The 23,437-nt window shown below is 64.4% G+C and carries 19 protein-coding genes and 2 pseudogenes; 15 read left to right on the top strand and 6 right to left on the bottom strand.

Annotated elements, in window-relative coordinates; translation table 11 throughout:
• Positions 1–119: 119 nt before the first annotated feature.
• The 5 genes from GA0061098_RS41605 to GA0061098_RS41585 all read left to right on the top strand — a co-directional run bounded on the left by GA0061098_RS41605 (position 120) and on the right by GA0061098_RS41585 (position 2,915).
• Positions 120–593, top strand: coding sequence for a chemotaxis protein CheW (locus GA0061098_RS41605; RefSeq protein WP_091967590.1), 474 nt, complete (start codon positions 120–122; stop codon positions 591–593).
• Between the two features lie 31 nt (positions 594–624).
• Positions 625–1,011, top strand: a complete 387-nt coding sequence (locus tag GA0061098_RS41600; protein WP_018321619.1) for a response regulator — start codon at positions 625–627, stop codon at positions 1,009–1,011.
• 60 nt (positions 1,012–1,071) lie between these two features.
• Positions 1,072–1,950: a CheR family methyltransferase gene (locus tag GA0061098_RS41595; RefSeq protein ID WP_091967587.1), complete on the top strand. Its 879-nt coding sequence runs from the start codon at positions 1,072–1,074 to the stop codon at positions 1,948–1,950.
• A 2-nt stretch (positions 1,951–1,952) separates the two neighbouring features.
• Positions 1,953–2,270, top strand: a complete 318-nt coding sequence (locus GA0061098_RS41590; protein ID WP_018321617.1) for a hypothetical protein — start codon at positions 1,953–1,955, stop codon at positions 2,268–2,270.
• Between the two features lie 141 nt (positions 2,271–2,411).
• A complete protein-coding gene (locus GA0061098_RS41585) occupies positions 2,412–2,915 on the top strand; it encodes a response regulator (protein WP_028143853.1) in 504 nt (167 codons plus the stop codon).
• A 44-nt stretch (positions 2,916–2,959) separates the two neighbouring features.
• Here GA0061098_RS41585 and GA0061098_RS41580 read toward each other — a convergent pair whose 3' ends face one another.
• On the bottom strand, positions 2,960–3,280 hold the full coding sequence (locus tag GA0061098_RS41580) for a hypothetical protein (RefSeq protein WP_091967585.1): 321 nt from the start codon (positions 3,278–3,280) through the stop codon (positions 2,960–2,962).
• 149 nt (positions 3,281–3,429) lie between these two features.
• Between GA0061098_RS41580 and GA0061098_RS41575 the strand changes: the two genes are divergently transcribed.
• Complete coding sequence (locus GA0061098_RS41575; protein ID WP_026202588.1) at positions 3,430–4,065, top strand: response regulator transcription factor; 636 nt, start codon at positions 3,430–3,432, stop codon at positions 4,063–4,065.
• A 147-nt stretch (positions 4,066–4,212) separates the two neighbouring features.
• Here the strand turns inward: GA0061098_RS41575 and GA0061098_RS41570 are convergent, their stop codons facing one another.
• Positions 4,213–7,806: a PAS domain S-box protein gene (locus GA0061098_RS41570; protein WP_091967582.1), complete on the bottom strand. Its 3,594-nt coding sequence runs from the start codon at positions 7,804–7,806 to the stop codon at positions 4,213–4,215.
• Complete coding sequence (locus GA0061098_RS41565; RefSeq protein ID WP_091967580.1) at positions 7,784–8,203, bottom strand: response regulator; 420 nt, start codon at positions 8,201–8,203, stop codon at positions 7,784–7,786. The genes GA0061098_RS41570 and GA0061098_RS41565 overlap by 23 nt, the downstream gene beginning before the upstream one ends.
• Before the next feature lie 393 nt (positions 8,204–8,596).
• Between GA0061098_RS41565 and GA0061098_RS41560 the strand changes: the two are divergent.
• A pseudogene (locus GA0061098_RS41560) lies at positions 8,597–10,739 on the top strand (HAMP domain-containing methyl-accepting chemotaxis protein).
• Position 10,740: 1 nt separating this feature from the next.
• Here GA0061098_RS41560 and GA0061098_RS41555 read toward each other — a convergent pair.
• On the bottom strand, positions 10,741–11,454 hold the full coding sequence (locus tag GA0061098_RS41555; RefSeq protein ID WP_091967577.1) for a GntR family transcriptional regulator: 714 nt from the start codon (positions 11,452–11,454) through the stop codon (positions 10,741–10,743).
• 94 nt (positions 11,455–11,548) lie between these two features.
• On the opposite strand from GA0061098_RS41555, the gene GA0061098_RS41550 reads away from it, so the two are divergent.
• From GA0061098_RS41550 to GA0061098_RS41525, 6 genes are all read left to right on the top strand, one after another.
• Positions 11,549–12,568 carry an ABC transporter substrate-binding protein gene (locus GA0061098_RS41550; RefSeq protein ID WP_091967574.1) on the top strand — a complete coding sequence of 340 codons (1,020 nt, stop codon included), beginning with the start codon at positions 11,549–11,551 and terminating at the stop codon, positions 12,566–12,568.
• A complete protein-coding gene (locus tag GA0061098_RS41545) occupies positions 12,568–13,329 on the top strand; it encodes an ABC transporter ATP-binding protein (protein ID WP_018321609.1) in 762 nt (253 codons plus the stop codon). The genes GA0061098_RS41550 and GA0061098_RS41545 overlap by 1 nt, the downstream gene beginning before the upstream one ends.
• A 10-nt stretch (positions 13,330–13,339) precedes the next feature.
• On the top strand, positions 13,340–14,203 hold the full coding sequence (locus GA0061098_RS41540) for an ABC transporter permease (RefSeq protein WP_091967571.1): 864 nt from the start codon (positions 13,340–13,342) through the stop codon (positions 14,201–14,203).
• Positions 14,200–15,939, top strand: coding sequence for an L-arabinonate dehydratase (gene araD, locus GA0061098_RS41535; protein ID WP_091967567.1), 1,740 nt, complete (start codon positions 14,200–14,202; stop codon positions 15,937–15,939). Before GA0061098_RS41540 ends, araD begins: the two co-directional genes overlap by 4 nt.
• A gap of 104 nt (positions 15,940–16,043) precedes the next feature.
• Positions 16,044–16,763 (top strand): ribonuclease activity regulator RraA, encoded by a 720-nt coding sequence (locus GA0061098_RS41530; RefSeq protein WP_091967564.1) that lies wholly within the window; start codon positions 16,044–16,046, stop codon positions 16,761–16,763.
• A 75-nt stretch (positions 16,764–16,838) separates the two neighbouring features.
• On the top strand, positions 16,839–17,930 hold the full coding sequence (locus tag GA0061098_RS41525) for an SMP-30/gluconolactonase/LRE family protein (RefSeq protein ID WP_091967561.1): 1,092 nt from the start codon (positions 16,839–16,841) through the stop codon (positions 17,928–17,930).
• A gap of 196 nt (positions 17,931–18,126) precedes the next feature.
• On the opposite strand, the gene GA0061098_RS41520 is transcribed toward GA0061098_RS41525, so the two are convergent.
• Positions 18,127–20,232, bottom strand: a complete 2,106-nt coding sequence (locus tag GA0061098_RS41520) for a S9 family peptidase (protein WP_091967558.1) — start codon at positions 20,230–20,232, stop codon at positions 18,127–18,129.
• A gap of 142 nt (positions 20,233–20,374) precedes the next feature.
• Here GA0061098_RS41520 and GA0061098_RS41515 point away from each other — a divergent pair, with 142 nt between their 5' ends.
• Together GA0061098_RS41515 and GA0061098_RS41510 are read left to right on the top strand one after the other, a co-directional pair.
• Positions 20,375–21,811 (top strand): MBOAT family O-acyltransferase, encoded by a 1,437-nt coding sequence (locus tag GA0061098_RS41515; protein ID WP_091967556.1) that lies wholly within the window; start codon positions 20,375–20,377, stop codon positions 21,809–21,811.
• On the top strand, positions 21,811–22,911 hold the full coding sequence (locus GA0061098_RS41510; RefSeq protein WP_091967554.1) for a hypothetical protein: 1,101 nt from the start codon (positions 21,811–21,813) through the stop codon (positions 22,909–22,911). The genes GA0061098_RS41515 and GA0061098_RS41510 overlap by 1 nt, the downstream gene beginning before the upstream one ends.
• Positions 22,912–23,138: 227 nt before the next feature.
• Here the strand turns inward: GA0061098_RS41510 and GA0061098_RS45490 are convergent.
• A pseudogene (locus GA0061098_RS45490) lies at positions 23,139–23,437 on the bottom strand (integrase); the annotation flags it as partial.

Genomic DNA, 23,437 nt, shown 5'->3' with positions numbered 1-23,437 from the left:
AAGTTCGACCGTCCCGGTCTGATCGCGGCGCTGAAGGAGCAGACCGCAGGCGCCGCCGGTGCCTCCGAGCTGAACCGGGCAGCGGCGTAAGAGCAGGACAGGGATCAGGAGAGACCGAGATGAACAAGAAGACGCAAGTGGGCGAAGGCGCCATGGTCGAATACGTCACCGCGATGATCGGCGGCCAGCTGTTCGGCCTGCCGATCTCCCGGGTCCAGGACGTGTTCATGCCCGAGCGCGTCACCCGCGTTCCCTTGTCCTCGCGCGAGATCGCGGGCGTGCTCAATCTGCGCGGCCGCATCGTCACCGTGGTCGACATGCGCGCCCGTCTCGGCCTGCCGCAGCCCGAGGACGGCAAGGTGCCGATGGCGGTCGGCGTCGATTTGCGCGGTGAATCCTATGGCCTGCTGATCGATCAGATCGGCGAGGTCCTTCGCCTGCCCGAAGCCGGCATGGAAGAAAACCCCGTCAACCTCGATCCCCGCATGGCCAAGCTCGCCGGCGGCGTCCATCGCCTCGACGGCCAGCTCATGGTCGTCCTCGACGTCGATCGCGTCCTCGATCTTGAAACCAAAGTGCAGATGGCTGCATGAGCCAACGAAACATCAAAGCCGGAGAACCAAAATGAAGACGTGCTTGGTGGTTGATGATTCCAGCGTGGTGCGCAAGATCGCCCGCCGGATCCTGGAAGGCCTGGAATTCGAAGTTACCGAGGCCGAGGACGGCTCGAAGGCGCTCGAGATCTGTCAGCGGCAGCTGCCCGATGCGGTGCTGCTCGACTGGAACATGCCCGTGATGGACGGCTTCGAATTCATGGGCCATATGCGCCGCCTGCCCGGCGGCGACCAGCCCAAGGTGGTGTTCTGCACCACCGAGAACAATGTGGCTCATATTGCTCAGGCGCTCAGCGGCGGCGCCAACGAGTACATCATGAAGCCTTTCGACAAAGACATCATCGCCGACAAGTTCGCTGAAGTTGGTTTGATCCCGGTCGGACAAGCCATGGTCTGAGTGTGTCTGGCCTGAATATTCGGGCCAGAGTGTTCCAGTGCAGCTTCGAAGAGGCCATCCGTGACCCCGACCGAGTATGAGTATCTGCGTAAGTTCCTAAAGGACAATTCCGGTCTCGATCTTTCCGCAGACAAGCAATATCTGATCGAAAGCCGCCTGCTGCCGCTGGCCCGCAAGGCCGGACTCTCCGGCATCGGCGATCTCGTGCAGAAGCTGCAAGGCGGCTCGCGCACGGTGATCACCGACGTGGTCGAAGCCATGACCACCAACGAGACCTTCTTCTTCCGCGACAAGGTCCCGTTCGATCATTTCCGCGACACCATCATGCCCGAGATCATCAAGGCGCGGGCCGCCCGCCGCAGCATACGGATCTGGTGCGCCGCCGGCTCGACCGGGCAGGAGCCCTATTCGCTGGCGATGTGCCTGAAGGAGATGGGCGCGGCCCTTACCGGCTGGCGCATCGAGATCATCGCGACCGATCTGTCGCAGGAGGTGCTGGAGAAGGCCAAGGCCGGAATCTACAGCCAGTTCGAGGTGCAGCGCGGTCTGCCGATCCAGATGCTGATGAAATATTTCAAGCAGACCGGCGAGACCTGGCAGGTCAATCCCGAATTGCGGGCGATGATCCAGCACCGGCAGCTCAACCTGCTGCACGATTTCGCGCAGCTCGGGACCTTCGACGTCATCTTCTGCCGCAACGTGCTGATCTATTTCGATCAGGACACCAAGATCAACATCTTCAACCGGCTGGCGCGCCAGATCGAGCCCGACGGCTTCCTGGTGTTGGGTGCGGCCGAAACCGTGGTCGGCCTGACCGATACGTTCCGGCCGATTCCGGAGCGGCGCGGCCTCTACAAGCCGAACGATCCGCGTGTCGCAGCTGCCAAGCCGGCTCTCGCCGGCGCGGCGCCGCGCATGGCGGCCATGGCAGGACGATAGACATGGCCGAGGATGGCAAGGGTACGGAACGCGTGACTTTCAGTCGCGGCTACGATGTCTGCATCATGGCCATCGACGGCACCTGGCGCCGCGACTGCAAGCTCAACGCGATCTCCGATACCGACGCCATCCTCACGGTGGAAGGCTCGATCCAGGGGTTGAACCTGAAAGAGTTCTTCCTGCTGTTGTCGTCCACGGGCCTCGCCTACCGCCGCTGCGAGCTGGTCCGCGTCAACGGCGCCGAGATGGACATTCAGTTCCTGCGCGGCAAGAACAGGAAGAAGCGCGGCGCAGCCGGCGGCCGCGACGAAGCGGCGTGATCTGCCCGCATCCGTCGCCGTCTTTTCCGGCCCGTTGCTTCACATTTTCTGAAAACATCCGAATGAATTCGCGCCAGGAACTTTACGTGGCCTAAGCGCGAAGCGTGTATCCATTGTTGGTCCCAATCTCAGGATACTGAAATGCCCAGAAGTTCTCTTTCCCCCATCCCCTCAAACCTGCCCGACGGCGCCGAGCGGCGTGCGCTTCAGCTCCTGGTGGTCGATGACGACGCCACGCAGCGCAGCCTGATCACGGTCGCCGCCAAGCAGGCCGGCCACGAAGTCACCGTGGCGCCGTCAGTGGCAGATGCGATCGAGAAGCTCCGCGCCGCGCGCTTCGACTGCGTGACGCTCGATCTCGTGCTGGAGGATGGCGACGGCATCGACGTGCTGCGCGAGATGGCGGCGGCGAAATTCGGTGGCGCCGTGATCGTCATCAGCGGCATGGACGGCAAGCGCCGCAGTGCCGCCCGCAGCTTCGCCCGGTCCGTCGGGATCGAGCTCCAGAGCCTGCCGAAGCCGCTCGACCTCGCGGCCTTGCGCATCAGCCTCGCCAATCTCGGTAAGACCGCGATGGGCCTTCCCGCGATCCATACCTGGGGTGGTGTCGCCACGGACGCGATCGTGGAACGGCACCGCGCCTAGGCCGCGGAGCTGCCATGCGGCCGCTGCGCCGCGCTGATCGCGATTTATGCCGGGCTGCCGGATTCCGTGAGGCATTGCAGGGCGTGGCCAAGGCCCGCCCGGCAGGCGTTGAGAGCGGCGCTCGCCGTCGCATAGCGCGGCGTGACGTCGTCGAGCACGAAAATGTCGGCGGAACCGGCCGGATCGCCGTTATCGTCGTGGGCCAGCCCCATTTCCGACAGGCCAGCTTCCAACATGGCTGCGTCGATCAGGCGCATGCTGCTCTCGATCCGCGTAATCAGGGCGCGAAGATCGGCAGCGATCAACTGGCGGCTGTCAGTTTCAGGCATCGCGATGAGCGGGGGTGTGCCAGCGAAATTTAGCATGGATATTCTCCGTACCCCGCAATTAGGCACCCTGCCGCTACTTGTGCGTTAAGTCCATGTCCCGTACAAATACGGGTGGGCCGAATCCGCGCCGAACGCCATAACGGTTGGCGCGCACGCGAGTCCTTCATGCCAACTGGATGTGGCACATGGCCGAACAAAGCTCTCGCGGTGAAATCTTCGTGGTCGACGACGACCCTGCCGTTCGCGACACCCTGTCGATGGTGTTGAAGGCGGCGGGCTATGAGGTGATCTGTTTTGCGGACGGCGCAGCGCTGCTCTCCGTCGCGCGAAACCGCACACCGGCTGCGATCCTGCTCGACGTGAACATTCCCGGAAAGTCGGGCCTCGACATTCTGAAGGAACTGCACGGCGAGGACTATCCGGCGCCGATCTTCATGATCTCCGGGCAGGGCGACATCGCGATGGCGGTGGGCGCGATCAAGAGCGGCGCGCTGGACTTCATCGAGAAGCCGTTCCGCGGCAGCGAAATCGTCGGCCGGCTCGACGAGGCGATCGGCGCCTATGCGCGCAGGCAGGCGGAGAACGCCTCGCCGAAATTCGGCTCGCTGCACTTCCCCGGACGCGAGCCGCTGACGCGCAGGGAGCGCGAGGTGCTCGAGCAGTTCGCCTCCGGTGCGTCCAACAAGGAAGCCGGCCGCACCCTCGGCATCAGCCCGCGCACCATCGAGGATCACCGCGCCAACATCATGAAGAAGCTCGGCGCGCGCAACGCCGCCGATCTGATCCGCATCGTGATGACCGCGGCGCAGCGCGCGTCGTAAATGGTCTCGTGCCCTGGACGCAGCGCATCATGCAATGATGCGCTGCTGAGCCGGGGCCCATCTCTCCAAACTCACCGCTGACAGCTCTGGGTCCCGGCTCTGCGTCGCAGCGTTGCACGTTGCGCCTTGTCCGGGACACAAGAGCAATCAAACGCTCAGCGCCTTGCGGATGATCCGCGCGAGATCCGATTTGCGATAGGGCTTGGCCAGCAGCAGGACGCCGGAATCCAGCCGGCCGTGATGGATGATCGCATTCTCGGTATAGCCTGACGTGTAGACCACCCTGAGATCGGGGCGTGTCTTCATCAGTTCGTCGGCGAGCTGCCGTCCGTTCATCTTGCCGGGCATGATGACGTCGGTGAACAGCAGGTCGAACGGCTTGCCGGCGGCAACGATCGCCAGCGCATCCGCCGCGTTCGCGGCCTGCAAGGTGACGTAACCCAGCGCATGCAGCTGCGCCAGCACGTAGTCGCGCACCAGCCGGTCGTCCTCGACCACCAGGATCGTCTCGTGTCCGCCCTCGATCGTCGCCGGCGTCACGCCCTCGCCGATGGCTGTCGGCGTCGTGCCGGGCGGCAGGTACATCTTGATCGTGGTGCCGTGGCCTTCTTCGCTGTAGATCTTGATGTGGCCTGCGGACTGCTTGATGAAGCCGTAGACCATCGACAGCCCGAGCCCGGTGCCCTTGCCCGGTCCCTTCGAGGTGAAGAAGGGATCGAACACCCTGGGCAGCATGTTCGCAGGGATCCCGGAGCCGGTGTCGCTCACGGCGATCAGCACGTAATGGCCGGGACGGACGTCGTTGCCGCTGGCATAGACCTCGTCGAGATAGGCGACGCCGGTCTCGACGATCAGCTTGCCGCCGCTGGGCATGGCGTCGCGGGCATTGAGCGCGAGGTTGAGGATCGCGGTGGTGAGCTGGTTGGGATCGACGATCGCAACGCAATTCTCGTCCTCGAACACCGATTCGATCTGGATCTGCTCGCCCAGCGTCGGTCGCAACAGCTTCGCGGTGTCGACCACCAGCGAGTTGATGTCGATCTCGCGCGGCTGGAGCGGCTGCTTGCGCGCGAAAGCGAGCAGGTGCTGGGTCAGATCGGCGCCGCGCGCGGCGGCCTCGTCGATCATCTTCGTGATGGCCGCAAGCTGCGGCTCCTTCTCGACGGCTTCTGCGAGAATCTCGATCGTCCCGGTGATGACGGTGAGGATGTTGTTGAAATCGTGCGCCACGCCGCCGGTGAGCTGGCCGACCGCCTCCATCTTCTCGGCATGGCGGATGCGCTCCTCGGCGGCGATCTTGTCGGTGAGGTCGCGGTAGAAGACGTTGAACAGCAGGCCTTCGCGGCGCTTCAGCGCGGTGACGCTCAGCTCGGCCTTGAATTCCTTGCCGTCGCGGCGGAGGCACATCAGCTCGCGGCGGCGGTTCAGCGTTTTGCCGTCCTCGTTCTCCAGGAATTGCTTCAGGCCAGCCCTGACCCTGTCGCGTTCGCTCTCGGCGACGATCAGGTCGATCGTGCTCTTGCCGAGCACCTCCTCGCGGCGCCAGCCGAACAGCTGCTCGGCCTGCGAGTTCCAGTTCAGGATGCTGCTGGTCTCGTCGGTCTGGATGAAGGCGTCGAGCGAGGTCTCGACGATGTTGCGGGCGAGCCGCTCGCTCTCGCGCAGCGATTCCTGCGCGAGCCGCGCTTCCGTCATGTCGCGTCCGACGAAGAAGAAGCGCTGCGCCTGCTCGGACCAGTTGCCGAGCCAGGACAGCCAGACCTCGTGTCCGTTCTTGTGGAAGCAGCGGGTGTCGCCGAGCTTGGGGCGCTCGCCGCGCCGCAGCGCGCGCATGTCTTCGCGCGATTGAGCCAGATCGTCGGGATGAATGAAGTCCGCGCCGCTGCGGCCGATCATCTCGTCCGGCCGGTAGCCGAGAATGGTCTCGCTGCTCGGGCTGATCTGCGCGACATGGCCCCGCGGGTCCATGACCATGATCAGATCCTGCGAGGTGTCGAAGATCTGCCGACGCTCTTCGAGCTGCTGCTGCAGCTGCCGCTCGGCCCGCCGCGCCTCGGTGAGACTATGCGCGGTCCCGGAGACGCCGATGATCTCGCCGGACGGCCCCCTGATCGGCGAGAGGCTGAGCGAGATTTCGACCGGCGTGCCGTCCTTGCGCAGGCGCACCGTCTCGAACCGCTCGATCGGCTCGCCCCGCGCGATCCGCGCCAGATAGCCCTTGCCATGCTCGCGGCGGTCGGGCGGCACGATGATCGCGGTGGATTTCCCGATCGCCTCACTTGCCGAATAGCCATAGAGCCGCTCGGCTGCCGGATTCCAGCCCGTGATGATGGCGTCGAGCGTTTGCATCACGATCGCATCGTCGGACGATTCGACGGCGGCGCTGAACAACTGCTCGCGTGCCGCATGATGGCTTCGCGCGGCCTCGGTGCGGCGATGCTCGCGGATCTCGCGCTCGAGAGCGGCCGTCTTCGCCCGCGTCTCTTCGACCATCTGGGCGAAGGCCCGCGCCAGCACGCCGGTCTCGCCGCTCGCATCGACGGGAATGTCGGCTGGCCGTCCGTTGCCGATGGCCTCCACCGCCGCGGTCAGGCGACCGATCGGACGAGTTAGCGAGCGCGCAAGCAGCACCGCGAGTAAGGCCGCGGCGAGGACAGCGAGGATACCGACCAGTAAGGACGTTCTTTGAATCGCCGCCGGTACGAGGCCGAACACCGGCGCGGGGATCGTCTCGATGATTGCGACCCATTCTTTGCCCACGAGCAGCGCCGGCGCGATCGCCGCCCCGCTCGGCCGGCCCGACCCGTCGGTCATGAGGCGCGTGGATCCCTCCAGCGTACCGGTCAAGGCACCAAAATACGGAAAGTCCTTGCGCCAGTCGTTGGGACGATCATGCAATGTGCCGAATTCTCGCGTGCGATCCGGATGAACGAGATAGTCGCCGCGCGAATTCACGACGTAGATCTCGCCCCCCGAGGTCGATGTCGCGCGGAGGCGGTCGAGCGACGGACGCATGTCGATATTGGCGATGATGATCCCGAACGGCTTGCCATCCGGCGTGAACAGCGGCGTTGCGACCCGCAGCGTCGGAACGTGCAGGGCGGTGGTGCCTCCCTGGCGGGTCGCGAGATCGATCGGTGAAACGTAAATCTCGCCCGGCGCCAGGCGTATCGTGTCCTCAAAGTACGTTCGTTCGCCCTTGCGCTCCAGTTCGCCGCTGGGGACGATCCGTGCCGTTCCATTCGGGCCAGAGCGGTCGACGCGAACCAGCTCGCGTTGATCGTCGTCGAGACCGATGATTCGAAACTGCCCGTAGATGGGTTTGGCCTCGATCTCGGCCGCGAGCCGCGTGGCGATACGCTCGCGCCAGGTTTGCTCCGAGACGCCGTCTGAAGGGTCAATTCCTCCGGCCACGTGAGCGCGGATCAGGCCATTGATCGCCGCGGCAGAGCGATAGCCGATCAAATCGCCGCGGGCCCCGGCAACATAGGATTCCAGATTGGCCGCGAGCAGGCGCGATTGGGCCCCGACCCGCTCCAGGACGCGCGGAATCACCGCTTGCGTGGTGTTGCGAAAGCCGAGCCATCCGACTGCGGCCACGGTGACCGCCACCAGCAGGATCATCGCGATCGCTAGCCGCGTTGCGAGGGTCAAGCGGATGTTCGCAGGGCTTCCCGGATGACCGCGCCTGGTCTGGCCTGGAGCAGCGGCGCCCCCGTCATCGGTGGCCGGAGCTGACATCGGACCCCTCCGGCTCGCCTGCTTTCAGGCAGCCATCGACCGCGGCGAGCAGGGCGTCGGGCCGGAACGGTTTTTGCAAACTTGCCACCGCGCCGAGCTTGGTCGCCATCTTCAGGAAGTCCGGCTCCGCATAGGCGTCCGGCGTGATCGAGCGGCCGGAAATGACGATGATCGGAATGGCCGGACGCAGCACCCGGATGTGACGCATCGTCTCCAACCCATCCATGCCGGGCATGAAGATGTCGAGAAACAGGAGGTCGAACCGGCTGGCTCCGAACAGCGCAAGTCCCTTGCGGCCATCGCCCGCGACGGTGACGTGATGACCGGCCCTCTCCAGGAGCAGCCGGATCGTGAGTTGGACGGCCGGGTCGTCATCCACGATCAGGATGTTGGCCACGTCAGAATTCCTCCGGGTCGCATGGCACGCTCCCGCGACCTCAAATCAAAGCAACAAATGCGAAATTGTTGCGCGGATTCTGGCCGCGCCGCAAGCGCCTCGCGTCTGCCGCGATTGCCTTTCCATGGCGCGCCGGGAGCCAATGCCGTTGAACACCATACGCACTCTTGCGTGCATATGAGTTCAAATTTCGGCCCCGAATACCGTAACCCATTTCAGAAACGAGAGATATTACTCTCGCCGTAGTTGTACGGAACCTCGGCCTTCACGATGGATTAAAGGCCGTGGATTACAATCTACGATAGTTTCCGAACGTATTTCGCGCATTCAATTTCCGCATTCTGGCAACCGACGAAGCCGTCCCCCCAACCGGCCATCAGCACGAGACCTCTCATGTTCAAATCGATCGCGAACACCGGAATTCGCACCCGGCTGCTCGGCGGCTTTGCGTTGATCTGTGGCCTGCTCGCGGCGACCGTGGTCTACACCGTTGCCGCCGTCTCGGACATTTCGTCGCGGATCAGGGCGGTCGTGGACCAGCGTGCGCCGGTCGCGATTGCCAGCACAGAGCTCGTCGGCAATCTCTATTCCACGCTTTCGACGCTGCGCGGCTACCTGCTGACGGGCGACGCGCAGGGCAAGCGCGACCGGGCCGCCGTCTGGGCCGAGCTCGATCGCACGGCCGCCGCAGTCGACCGCATGGCGGAGGGCTTTTCCAACCCGCAGAACAAAGTTTAACTGGAGCGAAGCCAAGGCGCTGATGGCGGAATTCCGCCAGGCCCAGGACAAGGCCGAGCTCGCTGCCTTCACCCCATCGGCCTATCCGGCGAGCGAGCTCCTGGCGAAGGAGGCCGCGCCGCTGATCGCGACCATGTTCGCCGAGATCACCGCGATGATCGACGAGGAGGAGGCGCTGGAGGCGACGCCGCAGCGCAAGCGCCTGCTCAAGACCTTTGCCGACGTGCGCGGCAATCTCGCCGCCGCGGGATCGCAATTGCGCCTGTATGTGGCCTCGGGCGAGGCCGCCGATCGTGACAAGTTCGAAAAGCCGCTGGCGACCTTCAGGGCCGCGCTCGCATCGGTCGGCACCCAGGCGCACCTGTTCACCGAACGGCAGGCGACCGCTTACCGGGCCATCGTCAAGGCGAACGAAGCCTTCACCCCGCTGCCGCAGAAGATCTTCGCGATCCGCCAGACGCCGCAATGGAACACGCCGGTCTTCATCCTGTCCACCGAAGCCGCGCCGCGCGCTGCCCGCATCCTCGATCTGCTCGACGGCCGCAAGGACGCCGACGGCAAGCGCTCGGGCGGCCTGAAGAGCGACCAGCAGTCGAAGCTCGCCGACGACGCCCGCAATGTGGCCGACGCGGTCGAGCGGTTGCTGCTGCTGCAATGGATCCTGCTCGCCGCGGGGCTTGCGCTTGCCACAGTGATTGCGATCCTGGTTGCGCGCTCCATCACCCGTCCGATCGTCGAGCTGGTGAGCGATTCCGCGCGCCTGTCCGGCGGCGACACAAGTGTCGAATTCAGGACCGCCGAGCGCGGTGACGAGATCGGCGTGGTCTCGCAGGCGGTGGCCAAATTCCGCGACAATGTGATCGCCCAGCAGCAGGCGGCGGCGTCTCTCGCGCGCGAAGCGGAAGCGCGCGAAGCCGCCAACCGCAACATGGAGGACGCGGTCGAGGACTTTCGCGCGACCTCGCGCGAGCTGCTCGCGCTGGTAGGCGAGAATGCGGGCACCATGCGGCAGACCGCGGAGAGCCTCGGCGGCATCGCCAATCATGCGACGAGCCAGGCCGCGTCCGCAGCGACCGCCTCCGAACAGACCGCGGTCAACGTCCAGACCGTCGCCGCGGCGGCGGAGCAGCTCGCGGGCTCCATCATCGAGATCGGCCGGCAGATCGAACTGTCCAACAAGACCGTGCGCTCCGCGGGCGAGGTGACCGCGCGCTCGGAGAGCGAGATCGAAGGACTCGCACACGCCGCGCAAAGCATCAGCTCGGTGGTCGATTTGATCCAGGCGATTGCGGCCCAGACCAACCTGCTTGCGCTCAACGCCACCATCGAGGCCGCGCGCGCCGGCGAGGCCGGTCGCGGGTTTGCCGTGGTCGCGTCCGAGGTCAAGGCGCTGGCCGACCAGACCCGCAATGCGACGCAAGAGATCGCTCAGCACATTGCCGCGATCCAGAACTCGACCGGCAGCGCGGTCGCCTCCGTCAAGGAGGTCGCAACCGCCATGCGCCGGATCGACGAGGTGACCGCGGCGATTGCCAGTGCCGTGGAGGAGCAGGGCGCGGCGACGCGGGAGATCTCGCAGAACGTCCAGATGGCGGCATCGGGAACGCAGACGCTGGCAACCAGCATCGGCACCGTCTCCGGCGCCATTGCGGAAACCAACCGCTCGGCCGACGATGTGATGGGGGCCGCGAACCAGGTTTCGGGGGCGGCCGAGCACCTCACTACCGAGGTCCAGGCCTTCTTCGTCCGGCTGCGCACCGGTCCGACGGAACGGCGCAGCAGCCGCGACGCGGCCTGATTCAATCGGTCAGATATTCCGGATAATGGCTCCGGATCTTGTCGAGCTCGCTCAGCGTGCCTGACAGATGCTTGCGCATATGCTGTTGCGCGGCATCGGGTTCGCCGGCTTCGATCGCGCGGGTGATCAGCTTGTGGTGACGGACGATGTTCTGGGCCTTGCCGGGCGAGGGCAGATGCAGCCGGCGCAGCCGGTCGATATGTCCGCTGCGGCTGCGCACCAGCGTCCACAGCTCCTGCTTGCCGGCCGCGGCATAAAGCTGGGCGTGAAAATCATTGTCGGCGGCGATGAAACTCTCGAAGTCTCCAGCCTTGGCGAACTGCTGCTGAAGCGCGATCACATGGTCGAGGCGGAGGACCAGGGCCTGGTCATGCTGCTCTGCGAGCAGCCGGACGATTTCGAGCTCAAGCGCCTGGCGCAGGAAATGGGCCTGCTCGGCGCGGCCGACATCGACCCGGCTGACCACGGTCGCGTGCTGTGGAAACACGTCCACGAGCCCTTCTTCCTCGAGCCGCATCAGGGCGTCGCGGATCGGCGTCGAGCTGACGCCGAATTGCGCGGCGAGATCGGTGCGCGACAGCGGCGAGCCCGGGGGCAGTTCGAGCGCGAGAATGGCGTTGCGCAGCCGCTCGAACACCTGCGGCGCGGCCTGCCGGGCCCGGTCGAGCCGCGCGCCGGGGCGGGCCGCGCGGGGCGCGGGATGGGCTGTTTCCATGACGACGGCTCCGGCAGGCTTGCCTTTAATGCACTAATGCATTAGTGCATTAGAAGGATCGCTCGTCAATGGCGACCGGAGGAAACGAACAATTATGATCAAGCCATTCCGGCGTGGCGCTGCCGCCATCGCCCTGATCGTCGCAACCGTGCTGGCGGCTTCGCCGGCGCGTGCGCAGCAGAAATCCGAGATCGCGCTGTCGCGCCAGCCCGGCATTTTCTACATGCCGAGCCACATCATGGAGAAGCTGAAGCTGATCGAGAAGCACGCAGCTTCACTCGGCCTCGCAGGCATCACCACCAAATGGATCACCTTCTCCGGCGGCGGCGCGCAGACCGATGCGCTGCTCGCGGGCGGCGTCGACATCCTCAACACCGGCACCGGCAATCTTCTGCTGCTGTGGGACCGCACCCGCGGCGGGGTGAAGGGCATCGTCGCGACCTCGGCGCAGCCGATGACGCTGATCAGCCGCGACGCCAACATCAAGTCGATTAGGGATTTCGGCCCCTCCGACAAGATCGCGGTGCCGACCGTCAAGGTCTCGACCCAGGCGATCGTGCTTCAGATCGCGGCCGCCGAGGCCTTCGGCGCCGATCAATGGTCGAAGCTGGACGCCAACACCGTTCAACTCGGTCATCCCGACGCCTATGCGGCGCTGTCCAATCCCAAGCACGAGGTGCACAACCACTTCTCGATCCCGCCCTTCACCTTCCTGGAGCTGAAGAACGTGCCGGGCGCGCATATCGTGCTGTCATCGCCGGATGTGATGGGCGGGCCGCTCAGCCAGGCGCAATTCTTCACGACCACCAAATTCGCCGAGGCCAATCCGAAGATCATCCAGGCCGTGCGCGACGCGACCAAGGAAGCGCAGGCCCTGATCCGCAGCGACACGAAGCAGGCGGTCGAGATCTACAAGGAGATCACCGGCGACAAGACCTCGGTCGAGGAGCTGCTCGATCTGCTCAAGGAGCCCGGCATGATGGAGTGGAATCTCGAGCCGCAGGGCACGATGAAGTTCGCCGCGCATCTGTTCAAGACCGGCACGCTGAAGAGCCAGCCCAAGGCCTGGACGGATTATTATCTCCCCGTCGCGCACGATCTGAAGGGCAACTGATGGCGCTGCTCGACGTCAGCTCCGTGACGCTGCGCTACAAGACCTCCAGCGCAGTCGTCACCGCCACCGAGAGGGTGAGTTTCACGGTCGACAAGTCCGACCGCTTCGTGCTGCTCGGTCCGTCCGGCTGCGGCAAGTCGACCTTGCTCAAGGCCGTCGGCGGCTACATGACCCCGAGCGAGGGCCGCATGACCATCGGCGATCGCGAGATCCACGGTCCCGGCGCCGACCGCATGATGATCTTCCAGGAGTTCGACCAGCTCCTGCCCTGGAAGAGCGTGCTCGCCAACGTCATGTTTCCGCTGCTGACCGCGCGAAAACTGTCGCGCAGGGACGCCGAGGCGAAGGCACGGGCCTATATCGAGAAGGTCGGCCTCACCCGCGTGGTCGATGCCTATCCGCACACGCTCTCCGGCGGCATGAAGCAGCGCGTCGCGATCGCGCGCGGCATGGCGATGGAGCCTGATATCCTCTTGATGGACGAGCCGTTCGCGGCGCTCGACGCCCTGACGCGCCGAACCTGCCAGGACGAGCTGCTCCAGCTCTGGAGCGAGACCAAGTTCACCGTGCTGTTCGTGACCCATTCGATTGCCGAAGCGATCCGCATCGGCAACCGCATCCTGCTGCTGTCGCCGCATCCCGGCCGCGTCAAGGCCGAGGTGATCGACGTCGATAAGGTCTCGAATGAGGACGGCAGCGCCGGCCGGCTGGAGAAGGAGATCCACGATCTCCTGTTCGCCGGCGAAGCCACCGCGCATTGAAGGAGCCGCCATGGGCGAAGCCAAGATATTGCTGCGGGCCGAGCCGGCCGCTGCCAGTTCAGCCACGGGCGAGGTCGAGCGCAAGCTGAGCGTGCTTGAGCTGTTGTGGAACGACGGCTTCGTCCGCAAGTCGGTGATCATCCTGTTCCTGGCGGCGGTCTGGGAAGCCTACGGCGTCGCTCTCGACAATCCGCTGTTGTTCCCGACGCTGCACGATACCGCCATCACGCTGTTCGACCGCGTCAAGGACGGCACCATTCCGATGCGGGCCTGGACGTCGCTGAAAGTGCTGTTTATGGGCTATTCGGCGGGCATCATGCTCGCCGCGATCTTTACGGTGCTTGCCATCTCCACTCGCATCGGCACCGATTTCCTCGAGACCGTGACGGCGATGTTCAACCCGTTGCCGGCGATCGCGCTGTTGCCGCTCGCTTTGATCTGGTTCGGACTCGGCAATGGCAGCCTCGTCTTCGTGCTGATCCATTCGGTGCTGTGGCCGGTCGCGCTCAACACCCATTCCGGCTTCAAGAGCGTGTCCAACACGCTACGCATGGTCGGCCGCAATTACGGCCTGCGCGGATTGCCTTACGTGGCAAAGATCCTGATCCCCGCGGCGTTCGGCTCGATCCTGACGGGTCTGAAGATCGGCTGGGCGTTTGCCTGGCGCACGCTGATCGCGGCCGAGCTGGTGTTCGGCGTGTCCTCGGGGCAGGGCGGCCTCGGCTGGTTCATCTTCGAGAACCGCAATCTGCTCGATATACCCGCGGTGTTCGCGGGCCTCTTGACGGTTATCATCATTGGGCTCTTTGTCGAGAACCTGATCTTCCGCGCCATCGAGCGGAACACCGTGCAGAAATGGGGCACCCAATCATGACCAAGAAGAAAATAACGCCCGACCAGCTCCGCAGCGCGCGCTGGTTCGCGCCCGACGATCTCCGCTCGTTCGGCCACCGCTCCCGCACCATGCAGATGGGCTACGCGCCGGAGGAGTGGAAGGACCGCCCGATCATCGCGATTCTCAACACCTGGTCGGATGCACAGCCCTGCCACATGCATTTCAAGTCGCGCGTCGACGACGTCAAGCGCGGCATCCTGATGGCCGGCGGCTTGCCACTGGAATTGCCGGCGCTGTCGCTGTCGGAATCGCTGCTGAAGCCCACCACCATGCTCTACCGAAACCTGCTGGCGATGGACGCCGAGGAGCTCTTGCGCAGCCATCCCGTTGACGGCGTGGTGCTGATGGGCGGCTGCGACAAGACCACGCCGGCGCTGCTGCTGGGCGCGACGTCGATGAACATTCCGGCGATCTATCTGCCGGCCGGCCCGATGCTGCGCGGCAATTGGAAGGGCAAGACCCTTGGCTCCGGCTCGGACGGCTGGAAATATTGGGACGAGCGGCGCGCCGGAAAGATTTCCGACAAGGACTGGCTCGACATCGAGGCCGGCATCGCCCGCAGCTACGGCACCTGCATGACCATGGGCACGGCCTCGACCATGACGGCGATTGCCGAAGCGATCGGCATGACGCTGCCGGGAGCTTCCTCGATCCCCGCGGCCGACGCCAATCACATCCGCATGGCCTCTGAATGCGGCCGACGCATCGTCGAGATGGTCTGGGAGGATCTGACGCCGAAGGTGATCCAGACGCGCAAGGCGTTCGAAAACGCCATTGCGGTGGCGATGGCGATGGGCTGCTCGACCAACGCGATCATCCATCTGATCGCACAAGCCCGCCGCGCCGGCCTCGACATCGGCCTCGACGATTTCGAGAAGGCCAGCCGCAAGGTGCCCGTCATCGCCAACGTGCGGCCGAGCGGCGATGCCTATCTGATGGAAGACTTCTTCTATGCCGGCGGCCTGCCGGCGCTGATGGGCCAGATCAAGCCGCATCTGCATCTCGACTGCATCACGGTGACAGGAAAGACCATCGGCGAGAATATCGAGGGTGCCGAAGTTCACAACGACGACGTGATCCGCGGAATCGACAATCCCATCTACAAGGAGGGCGCGCTCGCCGTGCTCAAGGGCAATCTTGCGCCCGATGGCTGCGTCATCAAGCCGAGCGCCTGCGCGCCGCGCTTCCTCAAGCACACCGGTCCTGCGCTGGTGTTCGACGATTATCCGTCGATGAAGAAGGCGGTCGACGATCCCAATCTCGATGTCACCGAGGACCACATTCTGATCCTGCGCAATGCGGGGCCGCAGGGCGGGCCGGGCATGCCGGAGTGGGGCATGCTGCCGATCCCGACCAAACTGGTGAAGCAGGGCGTGCGCGACATGGTGCGCATCTCGGACGCGCGCATGAGCGGCACCAGCTACGGCGCCTGCATCCTGCACGTCTCACCGGAGTCCTACATCGGCGGCCCACTGGCGCTGGTGCAGAACGGCGACCGCATCACGCTCGACGTCGCCGCGCGCACCATCAACCTCGATGTGAGCGAGGCCGAGCTCGCAAAACGCCGCGCTGCCTGGAAGCAGCCCGAGCGCCGCTTCGAGCGCGGCTATGGCTGGATGTTCACCAAGCACATCAAGCAGGCCAATGACGGCTGCGACTTCGACTTCCTCGAGACCGATTTCGGCGCGCCGATCAGCGAGCCGTCGATTTATTGATTTCACCGTCGTTCCGGGGCGCGAAGCGAACCCGGAACCTCGAGATTCCGGGTTCACTCGCTAACGCGAGTGCCCCGGAATGACGACTAACGAGAGAGTCCATCATGTCCAAACTTTCCGAAGCCACCCGCAACAAGCTCAAATCCGTCTCCACGGCCACCGTCGCCACCGCGCTGTTCAAGCGCGGGCTGCGCATCCAGATGATCCAGGACGTGTACCCGCTCGGTGCGGACCAGCCGACCATGGTCGGCGAGGCCTTCACGCTGCGCTACATGCCGGCGCGCGAGGACCTCAACACCATCGAGGTCTTCAAGGACCGTTCCCATCCGCAGCGCAGGGCGGTTGAGGATTGCCCGGCAGGCAGCGTGCTGGTGATGGACAGCCGCAAGGACGCGCGCGCGGCCTCGGCCGGCGCGATCTTGGTGACGCGTCTGATGAAACGCGGCGTCGCCGGCGTCGTCACCGACGGCGGCTTTCGCGATTCCGCCGAGATCGCCAGGCTAGGCATCCCCGCCTATCACCACCGTCCCTCGGCACCGACCAACCTCACGCTGCACCAGGCGATCGAGATCAACGTGCCCATCGGCTGCGGCGATGCGCCGGTGTTTCCCGGCGACGTCATCCTCGGCGATGCCGACGGCGTGATCGTGATCCCGGCGCATCTCGCCGATGAGATCGCCAACGAAACCTTCGAGATGACGGCGTTCGAGGATTTCGTCACCGAGGAGGTCGGCAAGGGCCGCGGCATCTTCGGTCTCTATCCGGCTACGGATCCGCAGACGCTCACCGATTTTGCGGAGTGGCGGAAGAAGAACGGCCGGTAAGGCCAGCGCTAAATCACGTCAAGAAACAGGCCGGCCACATCAAGCGCCGGCTTTTTATCATCCAGGGAGGATCTTATGAATTTCACGCGACGCAATCTCATGGCCGGCGCCGGCGCGGCAATGGCGTCCACGCTTTTGGCCCGCGCCGCCGGCGCTCAGTCGTTCCCGTTCACGCCGAACCAGCGCTACCCCGACCCCGCCGTCCAGATCCTCGATCCCAGCTTCACAAAATACAGGCTCTATTCCTCGACGGTCGAGCAGGTCGCATCAGGCATGCGCTGGGCCGAAGGCCCCGCCTATTTCCCCGAGGGCGGCTATCTGCTGTTCTCCGACATTCCCAACAACCGGATCATGAAGTTCGACGAGAAGACCGGCCAGACCAGCGTGTTCCGCGCCAATGCCAATTACGCCAATGGCAATGCGAGGGATCGCCAAGGCCGCCTCGTCACCTGCGAGCATTCCGTCACCCGCCGCATCACCCGTACCGAGAAGGACGGCAAGGTCACCGTGCTCGCCGACAAGTTCGAAGGCAAGCGGCTGAACGCGCCGAACGACATCGTGGTGAAGTCCGACGACAGCATCTGGTTCACCGATCCCCTGTTCGGCATCAACGGCGAGTGGGAGGGCAAGAAGGAAAAGGCCGAGCAGGCCACCACCAACGTCTACCGCATCGCCAAGGACGGCAAGATCACCGCCGTCCTCACCGACCTCGTCAATCCGAACGGCCTCGCCTTCTCGCCGGACGAGAAGAAGCTCTACATTGTCGAGTGGAAGGGCACGCCCAACCGCAGCATCTGGAGCTACAATGTCGGTGAGGATGGTTCGCTCAGCGGCAAGACCAAGCTGATCGACGCCGCCGACCAGGGCTCGCTCGACGGTTTCCGCGTCGACCGCGACGGCAATCTCTGGTGCGGCTGGGGCTCCAACGGTGCGCTGCAATCCGAGCCGACCGATGTCGGCGGCCGCAAGGTGTTTCAGCTCAAGGCCAAGCCGGAAGATCTCGACGGCGTCATGGTGTTCAACGCGGACGGCAAGCCGCTCGCCTTCATCAAGCTGCCCGAGCGCTGCGCCAATCTCTGCTTCGGCGGCCCGAAGAACAACCGGCTTTATATGGCGAGCAGCCACTCGGTGTATGCGCTGTATGTCGAGGCGCACGGGGCGGTGTGAGTCTTGTTTGTGGGGCGGTAACTCGCCCACAATCCCACTGTCGTCCCTGCAAACGCAGGGACCCATAGCCCCAGGGAGCAGTTTGACGAAGACTAGCAGTTAATAAGGGTCTTCGTTGGTACCGCCACCTGCACTCCACCGATACATCACGCGGTATGGGTCCCGGCGTTCGCCGGGACGACGGCGGTGGGTGTGGCTACACCCCGGCCTCCGCCATCCCCGCCGCCCACAGCGCGAACGCATACACGATCGCCACCTCATCCAGCCGATCGAACCGGCCCGACGCGCCGCCATGGCCGGCGCCCATGTTGGTGCGGAGCAGGACCGGGCCGCCGCCGCTCATGATCGCCCGCAGGCGCGCGATCCATTTGGCGGGCTCCCAATAGGTGACACGCGGATCGGTCAAGCCGCCCATCGCCAGGATCGCCGGATAGTCCTTCGCCGCGACATTGTCGTAGGGCGAGTAGGACAGGATCGTTCGAAAATCCTGCTCGCTCTCGATCGGGTTGCCCCATTCCGGCCATTCCGGCGGCGTCAGCGGCAGCGTGTCGTCGAGCATGGTGTTGAGCACGTCGACAAACGGCACTTCGGCGACGATGCCGGCGAACAATTCGCCGGCGCGGTTGGCGACCGCGCCCATCAGCATGCCGCCGGCCGAGCCTCCATGGCCGACGATGCGTTTTGCGCTAGTGTATTTCGCATCAATCAGCGCGCGGGCGCTGGCCGCGAAATCGTCGAACGAGTTCGTTTTCTTCTCGCGCTTGCCGTCGAGGTACCAGCCCCAGCCCTTGTCGGCGCCGCCGCGGATATGGGCGATGGCGTAGACGAAGCCGCGGTCGACCAGCGACAGGCGGTTGGCGTTGAAGGACGCCGGCATCGCCATGCCGTAGGAGCCATAGCCGTAGAGCAGCAGCGGCGCCGTGCCGTCGAGCTTCAGCCCGCGGCGGTAGAGGATCGACACCGGCACCTCGGCGCCGTCATGCGCCTTTGCCGTGATGCGCGTGGTGACGTAATCGGCCGCGTTGTGGCCCGACGGAATCTCCTGGCGCTTGCGCAAGGTGCGCGTGCGCTTGACCATGTCGTAGTCATAGACTTCCGACGGCGTCGTCATCGACGAATAGGCAAAGCGCAAATTCGTCGTCTCGAATTCGTAGGAGCCCATCGTATCCAGCGAATAGGCGGCCTCATCGAAGGCGATGGCATGCTCCTCGTTCGAGACGAGATCGCGGATCACGATCGCCGGCAGTGCATTGGCGCGCTCCAGTCGCACCAGATGGCCGGCATAGAGATCGAGGTCGATGAGGTAGATGCCGGGACGATACGGGATCAGATCGCGCCAGTTCTTGCGCTCGGGCGAGAGGAGCGGCGCGGTGACGATCTTGAAGTCGATGGCGTCGTCGGCATTGGTGAGGATGAAGAGCTGATCGCCGCGGTCGGCCAGCGAATATTGCACGCCTTCCTCGCGTGCCGCGACGAGGCGCGGCGGCGCCTCGGGGTTGGCGAGATCGATCAGGCGTTGTTCCGAAGTCTCGTGGTCGCCGCCGGCGATCACGCAGAAGCGGCCGCTGGTGCTCTCGTGCAGATGGGTGAACCAGCCGGCATCCCGCTCTTCATAGATCAGCGTGTCGTCGGCCTGGTTGGTGCCGAGCCTATGCCGCCACACCTGCATCGGCCGGTGATTGTCGTCGAGCTTCACGTAGAAGAAGCTCTTGCAATCCGCAGCCCAGACGACGCCGCCATCGGTCTCCTCGACCACGTCGTCGAGATCCCTGGCCGTTCCCCAGTCGCGCACGCGGATCGAAAAATATTCCGAGCCCTTGGTGTCGGCGCTCCAGGCCTGCAGCTTGTGATCGTAGGAGTGCCGGCTGCCGCCGAACCTGAAATATTTGTGGTCTTTGGCGAGCGCGTCGCCGTCGAGCACGATCTCACCGTCGCCGCCGTCGCGCGGCATGCGGCCGAACAGCTCGTGCTGTCCGCCCTCGCGAAACCTGCGGAAATAGGCGAACGGGCCGTCGGGCGAGGGCACGCTGGAATCGTCCTCCTTGATCCGCCCGCGCATCTCCCGCACCAGCGTCTTCTGCAGGGATGCGGTGTGGCCGAGCAGGCTCTCGGTGTAGACGTTCTCCTCATCCAGATATTTGCGGATGTCGGGATCGAGCACCTTGGGATCGCGCAGCACCTCCTGCCATTTCGCGTCCTTCAGCCAGGCATAGTCGTCGGTCACGGTGATCCCGTGCCGCGTGAAGGAATGCGGCCGGCGCGGGGCGACGGGGGGCTGGGAAGGGGTTTTGGCCTGGGTCACTCGGTCCTCATCTCAATACGTGTTCCATCTTATATCGTCCCGCTTCCACGAATTGCCAGCACGACTCCGCCAAGCCTGCCGGGTTGTTGACCGGCCCCTTGTATGCTTTACGGACCAAAATCCCCGCCGCCGGTCCAGCCTGATGCTGTTCAACTCCTACCCGTTCATCCTGTTGTTCCTGCCGGTCGTGCTGGCCGGCTATTTCTGGCTCGGGCGGCGCAGCAATCTCACCCCGGTGATCTGGCTGGCGCTGGCCTCGCCCGCCTTTTACGCCATCGGCAGCTGGCAGTTCGTGGCGCTGTTGCTGCTGTCGATCGCCTTCAATTACGGCGTCGGCCATCTCCTGATCGTGGCGAAGCTCGGCTCGTCGCAACGAAAGGCGGCGCTCGCGCTCGGTGTCGTCGGCGATCTGCTGGTGCTCGGCATCTTCAAATATGCCGGCTTCGTCACCGAGAACGTCAACGCGCTGTTCGGCTCGCATCTTGCGGTTCACATCCTGCTGCCGGTCGGCATCTCCTTCTACACCTTCACGCAGATCGCGTTTCTAGTGGACGCCTATCGCGGGCAGGTCGCGGCCTATGCGCTGCCGCATTACGCGCTGTTCGTGACCTATTTTCCGCATCTGATCGCAGGGCCCATCCTCCACCACAAGGATATGATCCCGCAATTCGAGCGGAAGGAGACGAAGCATCCGGACGGACATCTGATGTTGTGCGGTGTCATCATCTTCGCCATCGGCCTGTTCAAGAAGACCTGTCTTGCCGACGGCATCCAGCCGCTGGTCGCGCTCGCCTTCGAGGCGCGCTCGCCGAGCTTCGACCAGGCCTGGCTGGGCGCACTTGCCTACACGTTCCAGCTCTATTTCGATTTCTCCGGCTATTCCGACATGGCGATCGGGATCTCGCTGATGTTCGGCATCTTCCTGCCCGTGAACTTCAACTCGCCCTACAAGGCGACCAGCATTGTCGAGTTCTGGCGCCGCTGGCACATGACGCTGTCGCAATTCCTGCGCGACTATCTCTACATCCCGCTCGGGGGCAACCGCAAAGGCCGCTTGCTGCGCTATGTCAATTTGATGATCACGATGCTGCTCGGCGGGCTCTGGCACGGTGCGGCCTGGACTTTTGTCATTTGGGGCGCGCTGCACGGGGCCTATCTCTGCGTCAATCACGCCTTCAACGCCCTGATGCCAACCATTCCGTCGGCCCTTGCGCGCCCGGCTCGCATCGCCGGAGCAGCGCTGACGTTCCTCGCCGTCGTCGTCGCCTGGGTGTTCTTCCGCGCCGAGAGCGTTGCGTGGGCGCTGCGGGTGCTCCACGCCATGGCCGATCCCTCGAACATCGTCTTCGGCCGTGAGGAGATCGCGGCGCTGGTGCTGATCTCCATCTACGCCGCGCTGGTGTGGCTGGCGCCGAACACGCAAGGCATCTTGGGATACGATCACGCTAACCGCCGGGTCGGCGAGAATTTGCGGGCAGGGCGCATGCGGCCGCTGTTTCTCTATGGCGCATCGCTGGTGCTTGCGTTCGGGATCCTGGGCATCCAGAGCCACAGCGAATTCATCTATTTCCGGTTCTGATGCGCGGGCCGTTCACCAGTCTCGATCGCCTTCTGCTCGCGTGCATCGCATTCGTGCTCGGTGCGGCCCTTCTCAGCTACGTCGTCGATCCCCTGCAGCTGTTTCGTCCCTCGCGCTCCGCCTTCTATTCCGACGACACGCGCGTGCAGAATGCCGGGCTGATCCGCAGCCAGACATTCAACACCGTCTTCATGGGCACCTCGCTCGCGATCCATTTCCGCCAGAGCGACATCGACCGCGTGCTCGGCGTTCGCTCTCTCAAGTTGGCGATGACTGGCTCCAACTCGCGCCAGCAGGGTTTTGTGCTGGAGCAGGCGATCGACCGCGGCGCAAGGCGCGTGATCTGGGCGATGGACGATTTCATCTTCGTCGATGCGGCCGACATCGAGGCCGATCCCTATCTATCCGTCGATCTCTATCACGGGACGGCCAAGGGCATCGCGTCCTATCTGTTCAGCGCGGCGATGGCGAAAGAGTCGCTGTTCGCACTGCTGCGCTCGGTCCCGCCGCTGCAAGGACCGCTGACCCGTGCGGCGCCGTTTTTGCCCGTCAAGTTCGCGCTGGCTGATGTCGACGACATCTACGCGCTGCCGCGTGATTTCGACATCGCGCGCGAGTACAATGCGAAGAGGACGCTCGCCGCCTTCGCTTACATCACGAGCCCTGTGCGCAGCCGCTTTCTCGGCGAAGGCTACGGCTATGACGCCATGGTCAGGCATTTCGAGCGCGATGCCGTCGGCCTGATCACGCGCCATCCCGACGTGACCTTCGACATCTATTTCCCGCCCTATTCGATCCTGCAATTCGTTGCAATGCGCGATGCCTCGCCGGAGACGCTGAAGATCGTCACCGATCTGACGGCACTCATGGCGCAGCGCCTGACGCAGCTACCCAACGTCCGCCTGCACGATTTCCGCGCGATCAAGGCGGTGACGCACGATCTCGATAATTACGGCGACGTCATCCATCATTCGCCGGTGGTGGATGCGATGGTGCTGAAATGGCTGGCGAGTGGAGAGCATCGGGTCGATCCGAAGCAGCCGACGGCGTCGCTGGACGAACTGAAGGCTCAGGTCGAAGCGTATCGCGTCGAACGCTGATCTTCCCCTCTCCCCTTGTGGGAGAGGGTGGCTCGCCGCGTAGCGGCGAGACGGGCGAGGGGTTCTATCCGCGAATGAAACTCGTATTGAGTATGCCGAGACAACCCCTCATTCGGCGCCATAGCCGAAGCTTTGCTTCGGCGTTCCTAAGAACGGCGGCCGAAGGCCGCCTATGTCCAGCGGATGGATAGGTAACAAAACAGACCGGATGGATGGGTAACAGTTGTTCATGATTTGGTCGGCTGCGGCGCGGCGCTGGCGCTGCGCCGTAGCTTGCGCGTTTTCTGGTCGATGATGCCGATCGGTACGTTGAAGAAGCGCACTTGCCAGGTTCCGTCTTCGGTCTCCTCGACGGCAACGGCTTCACCAACGAGAGCGCTGCAAATGTGAATGAGCTCGCCTCGCCATTTGATCTCGCCGTTGGAGCGAACCTGGCGCACCGCGGCTTCGGCCGGGTAATCAGGCTCGGGAAGCCGCCTCGGCATCGCACGCGGCGAGGGCTGATAGACGCTGGCAGGTGGGCGTT

The organism is Bradyrhizobium shewense (genome assembly GCF_900094605.1).
Classification (GTDB): domain Bacteria; phylum Pseudomonadota; class Alphaproteobacteria; order Rhizobiales; family Xanthobacteraceae; genus Bradyrhizobium; species Bradyrhizobium shewense.
The sequence above is the reverse complement of the archived record's forward strand: the minus strand, read 5'-3'. Positions and strand labels throughout refer to the sequence as shown.

Excerpts from the sequence above, each read along its gene's own strand:
- GA0061098_RS41605 (WP_091967590.1), top strand. The coding sequence starts at position 120 with ATGAACAAGAAGACGCAAGTGGGCGAAGGCGCCATGGTCGAATACGTC.
- GA0061098_RS41590 (WP_018321617.1), top strand. The coding sequence starts at position 1,953 with ATGGCCGAGGATGGCAAGGGTACGGAACGCGTGACTTTCAGTCGCGGC.
- araD (WP_091967567.1), top strand. The coding sequence starts at position 14,200 with ATGACCAAGAAGAAAATAACGCCCGACCAGCTCCGCAGCGCGCGCTGG.
- GA0061098_RS41600 (WP_018321619.1), top strand. The coding sequence starts at position 625 with ATGAAGACGTGCTTGGTGGTTGATGATTCCAGCGTGGTGCGCAAGATC.
- GA0061098_RS41515 (WP_091967556.1), top strand. The coding sequence starts at position 20,375 with ATGCTGTTCAACTCCTACCCGTTCATCCTGTTGTTCCTGCCGGTCGTG.
- GA0061098_RS41525 (WP_091967561.1), top strand. The coding sequence starts at position 16,839 with ATGAATTTCACGCGACGCAATCTCATGGCCGGCGCCGGCGCGGCAATG.
- GA0061098_RS41580 (WP_091967585.1), bottom strand. The coding sequence starts at position 3,280 with ATGCTAAATTTCGCTGGCACACCCCCGCTCATCGCGATGCCTGAAACT.
- GA0061098_RS41575 (WP_026202588.1), top strand. The coding sequence starts at position 3,430 with ATGGCCGAACAAAGCTCTCGCGGTGAAATCTTCGTGGTCGACGACGAC.
- GA0061098_RS41530 (WP_091967564.1), top strand. The coding sequence starts at position 16,044 with ATGTCCAAACTTTCCGAAGCCACCCGCAACAAGCTCAAATCCGTCTCC.
- GA0061098_RS41555 (WP_091967577.1), bottom strand. The coding sequence starts at position 11,454 with ATGGAAACAGCCCATCCCGCGCCCCGCGCGGCCCGCCCCGGCGCGCGG.
- GA0061098_RS41540 (WP_091967571.1), top strand. The coding sequence starts at position 13,340 with ATGGGCGAAGCCAAGATATTGCTGCGGGCCGAGCCGGCCGCTGCCAGT.
- GA0061098_RS41550 (WP_091967574.1), top strand. The coding sequence starts at position 11,549 with ATGATCAAGCCATTCCGGCGTGGCGCTGCCGCCATCGCCCTGATCGTC.
- GA0061098_RS41570 (WP_091967582.1), bottom strand. The coding sequence starts at position 7,806 with ATGTCAGCTCCGGCCACCGATGACGGGGGCGCCGCTGCTCCAGGCCAG.
- GA0061098_RS41510 (WP_091967554.1), top strand. The coding sequence starts at position 21,811 with ATGCGCGGGCCGTTCACCAGTCTCGATCGCCTTCTGCTCGCGTGCATC.
- GA0061098_RS41545 (WP_018321609.1), top strand. The coding sequence starts at position 12,568 with ATGGCGCTGCTCGACGTCAGCTCCGTGACGCTGCGCTACAAGACCTCC.
- GA0061098_RS41585 (WP_028143853.1), top strand. The coding sequence starts at position 2,412 with ATGCCCAGAAGTTCTCTTTCCCCCATCCCCTCAAACCTGCCCGACGGC.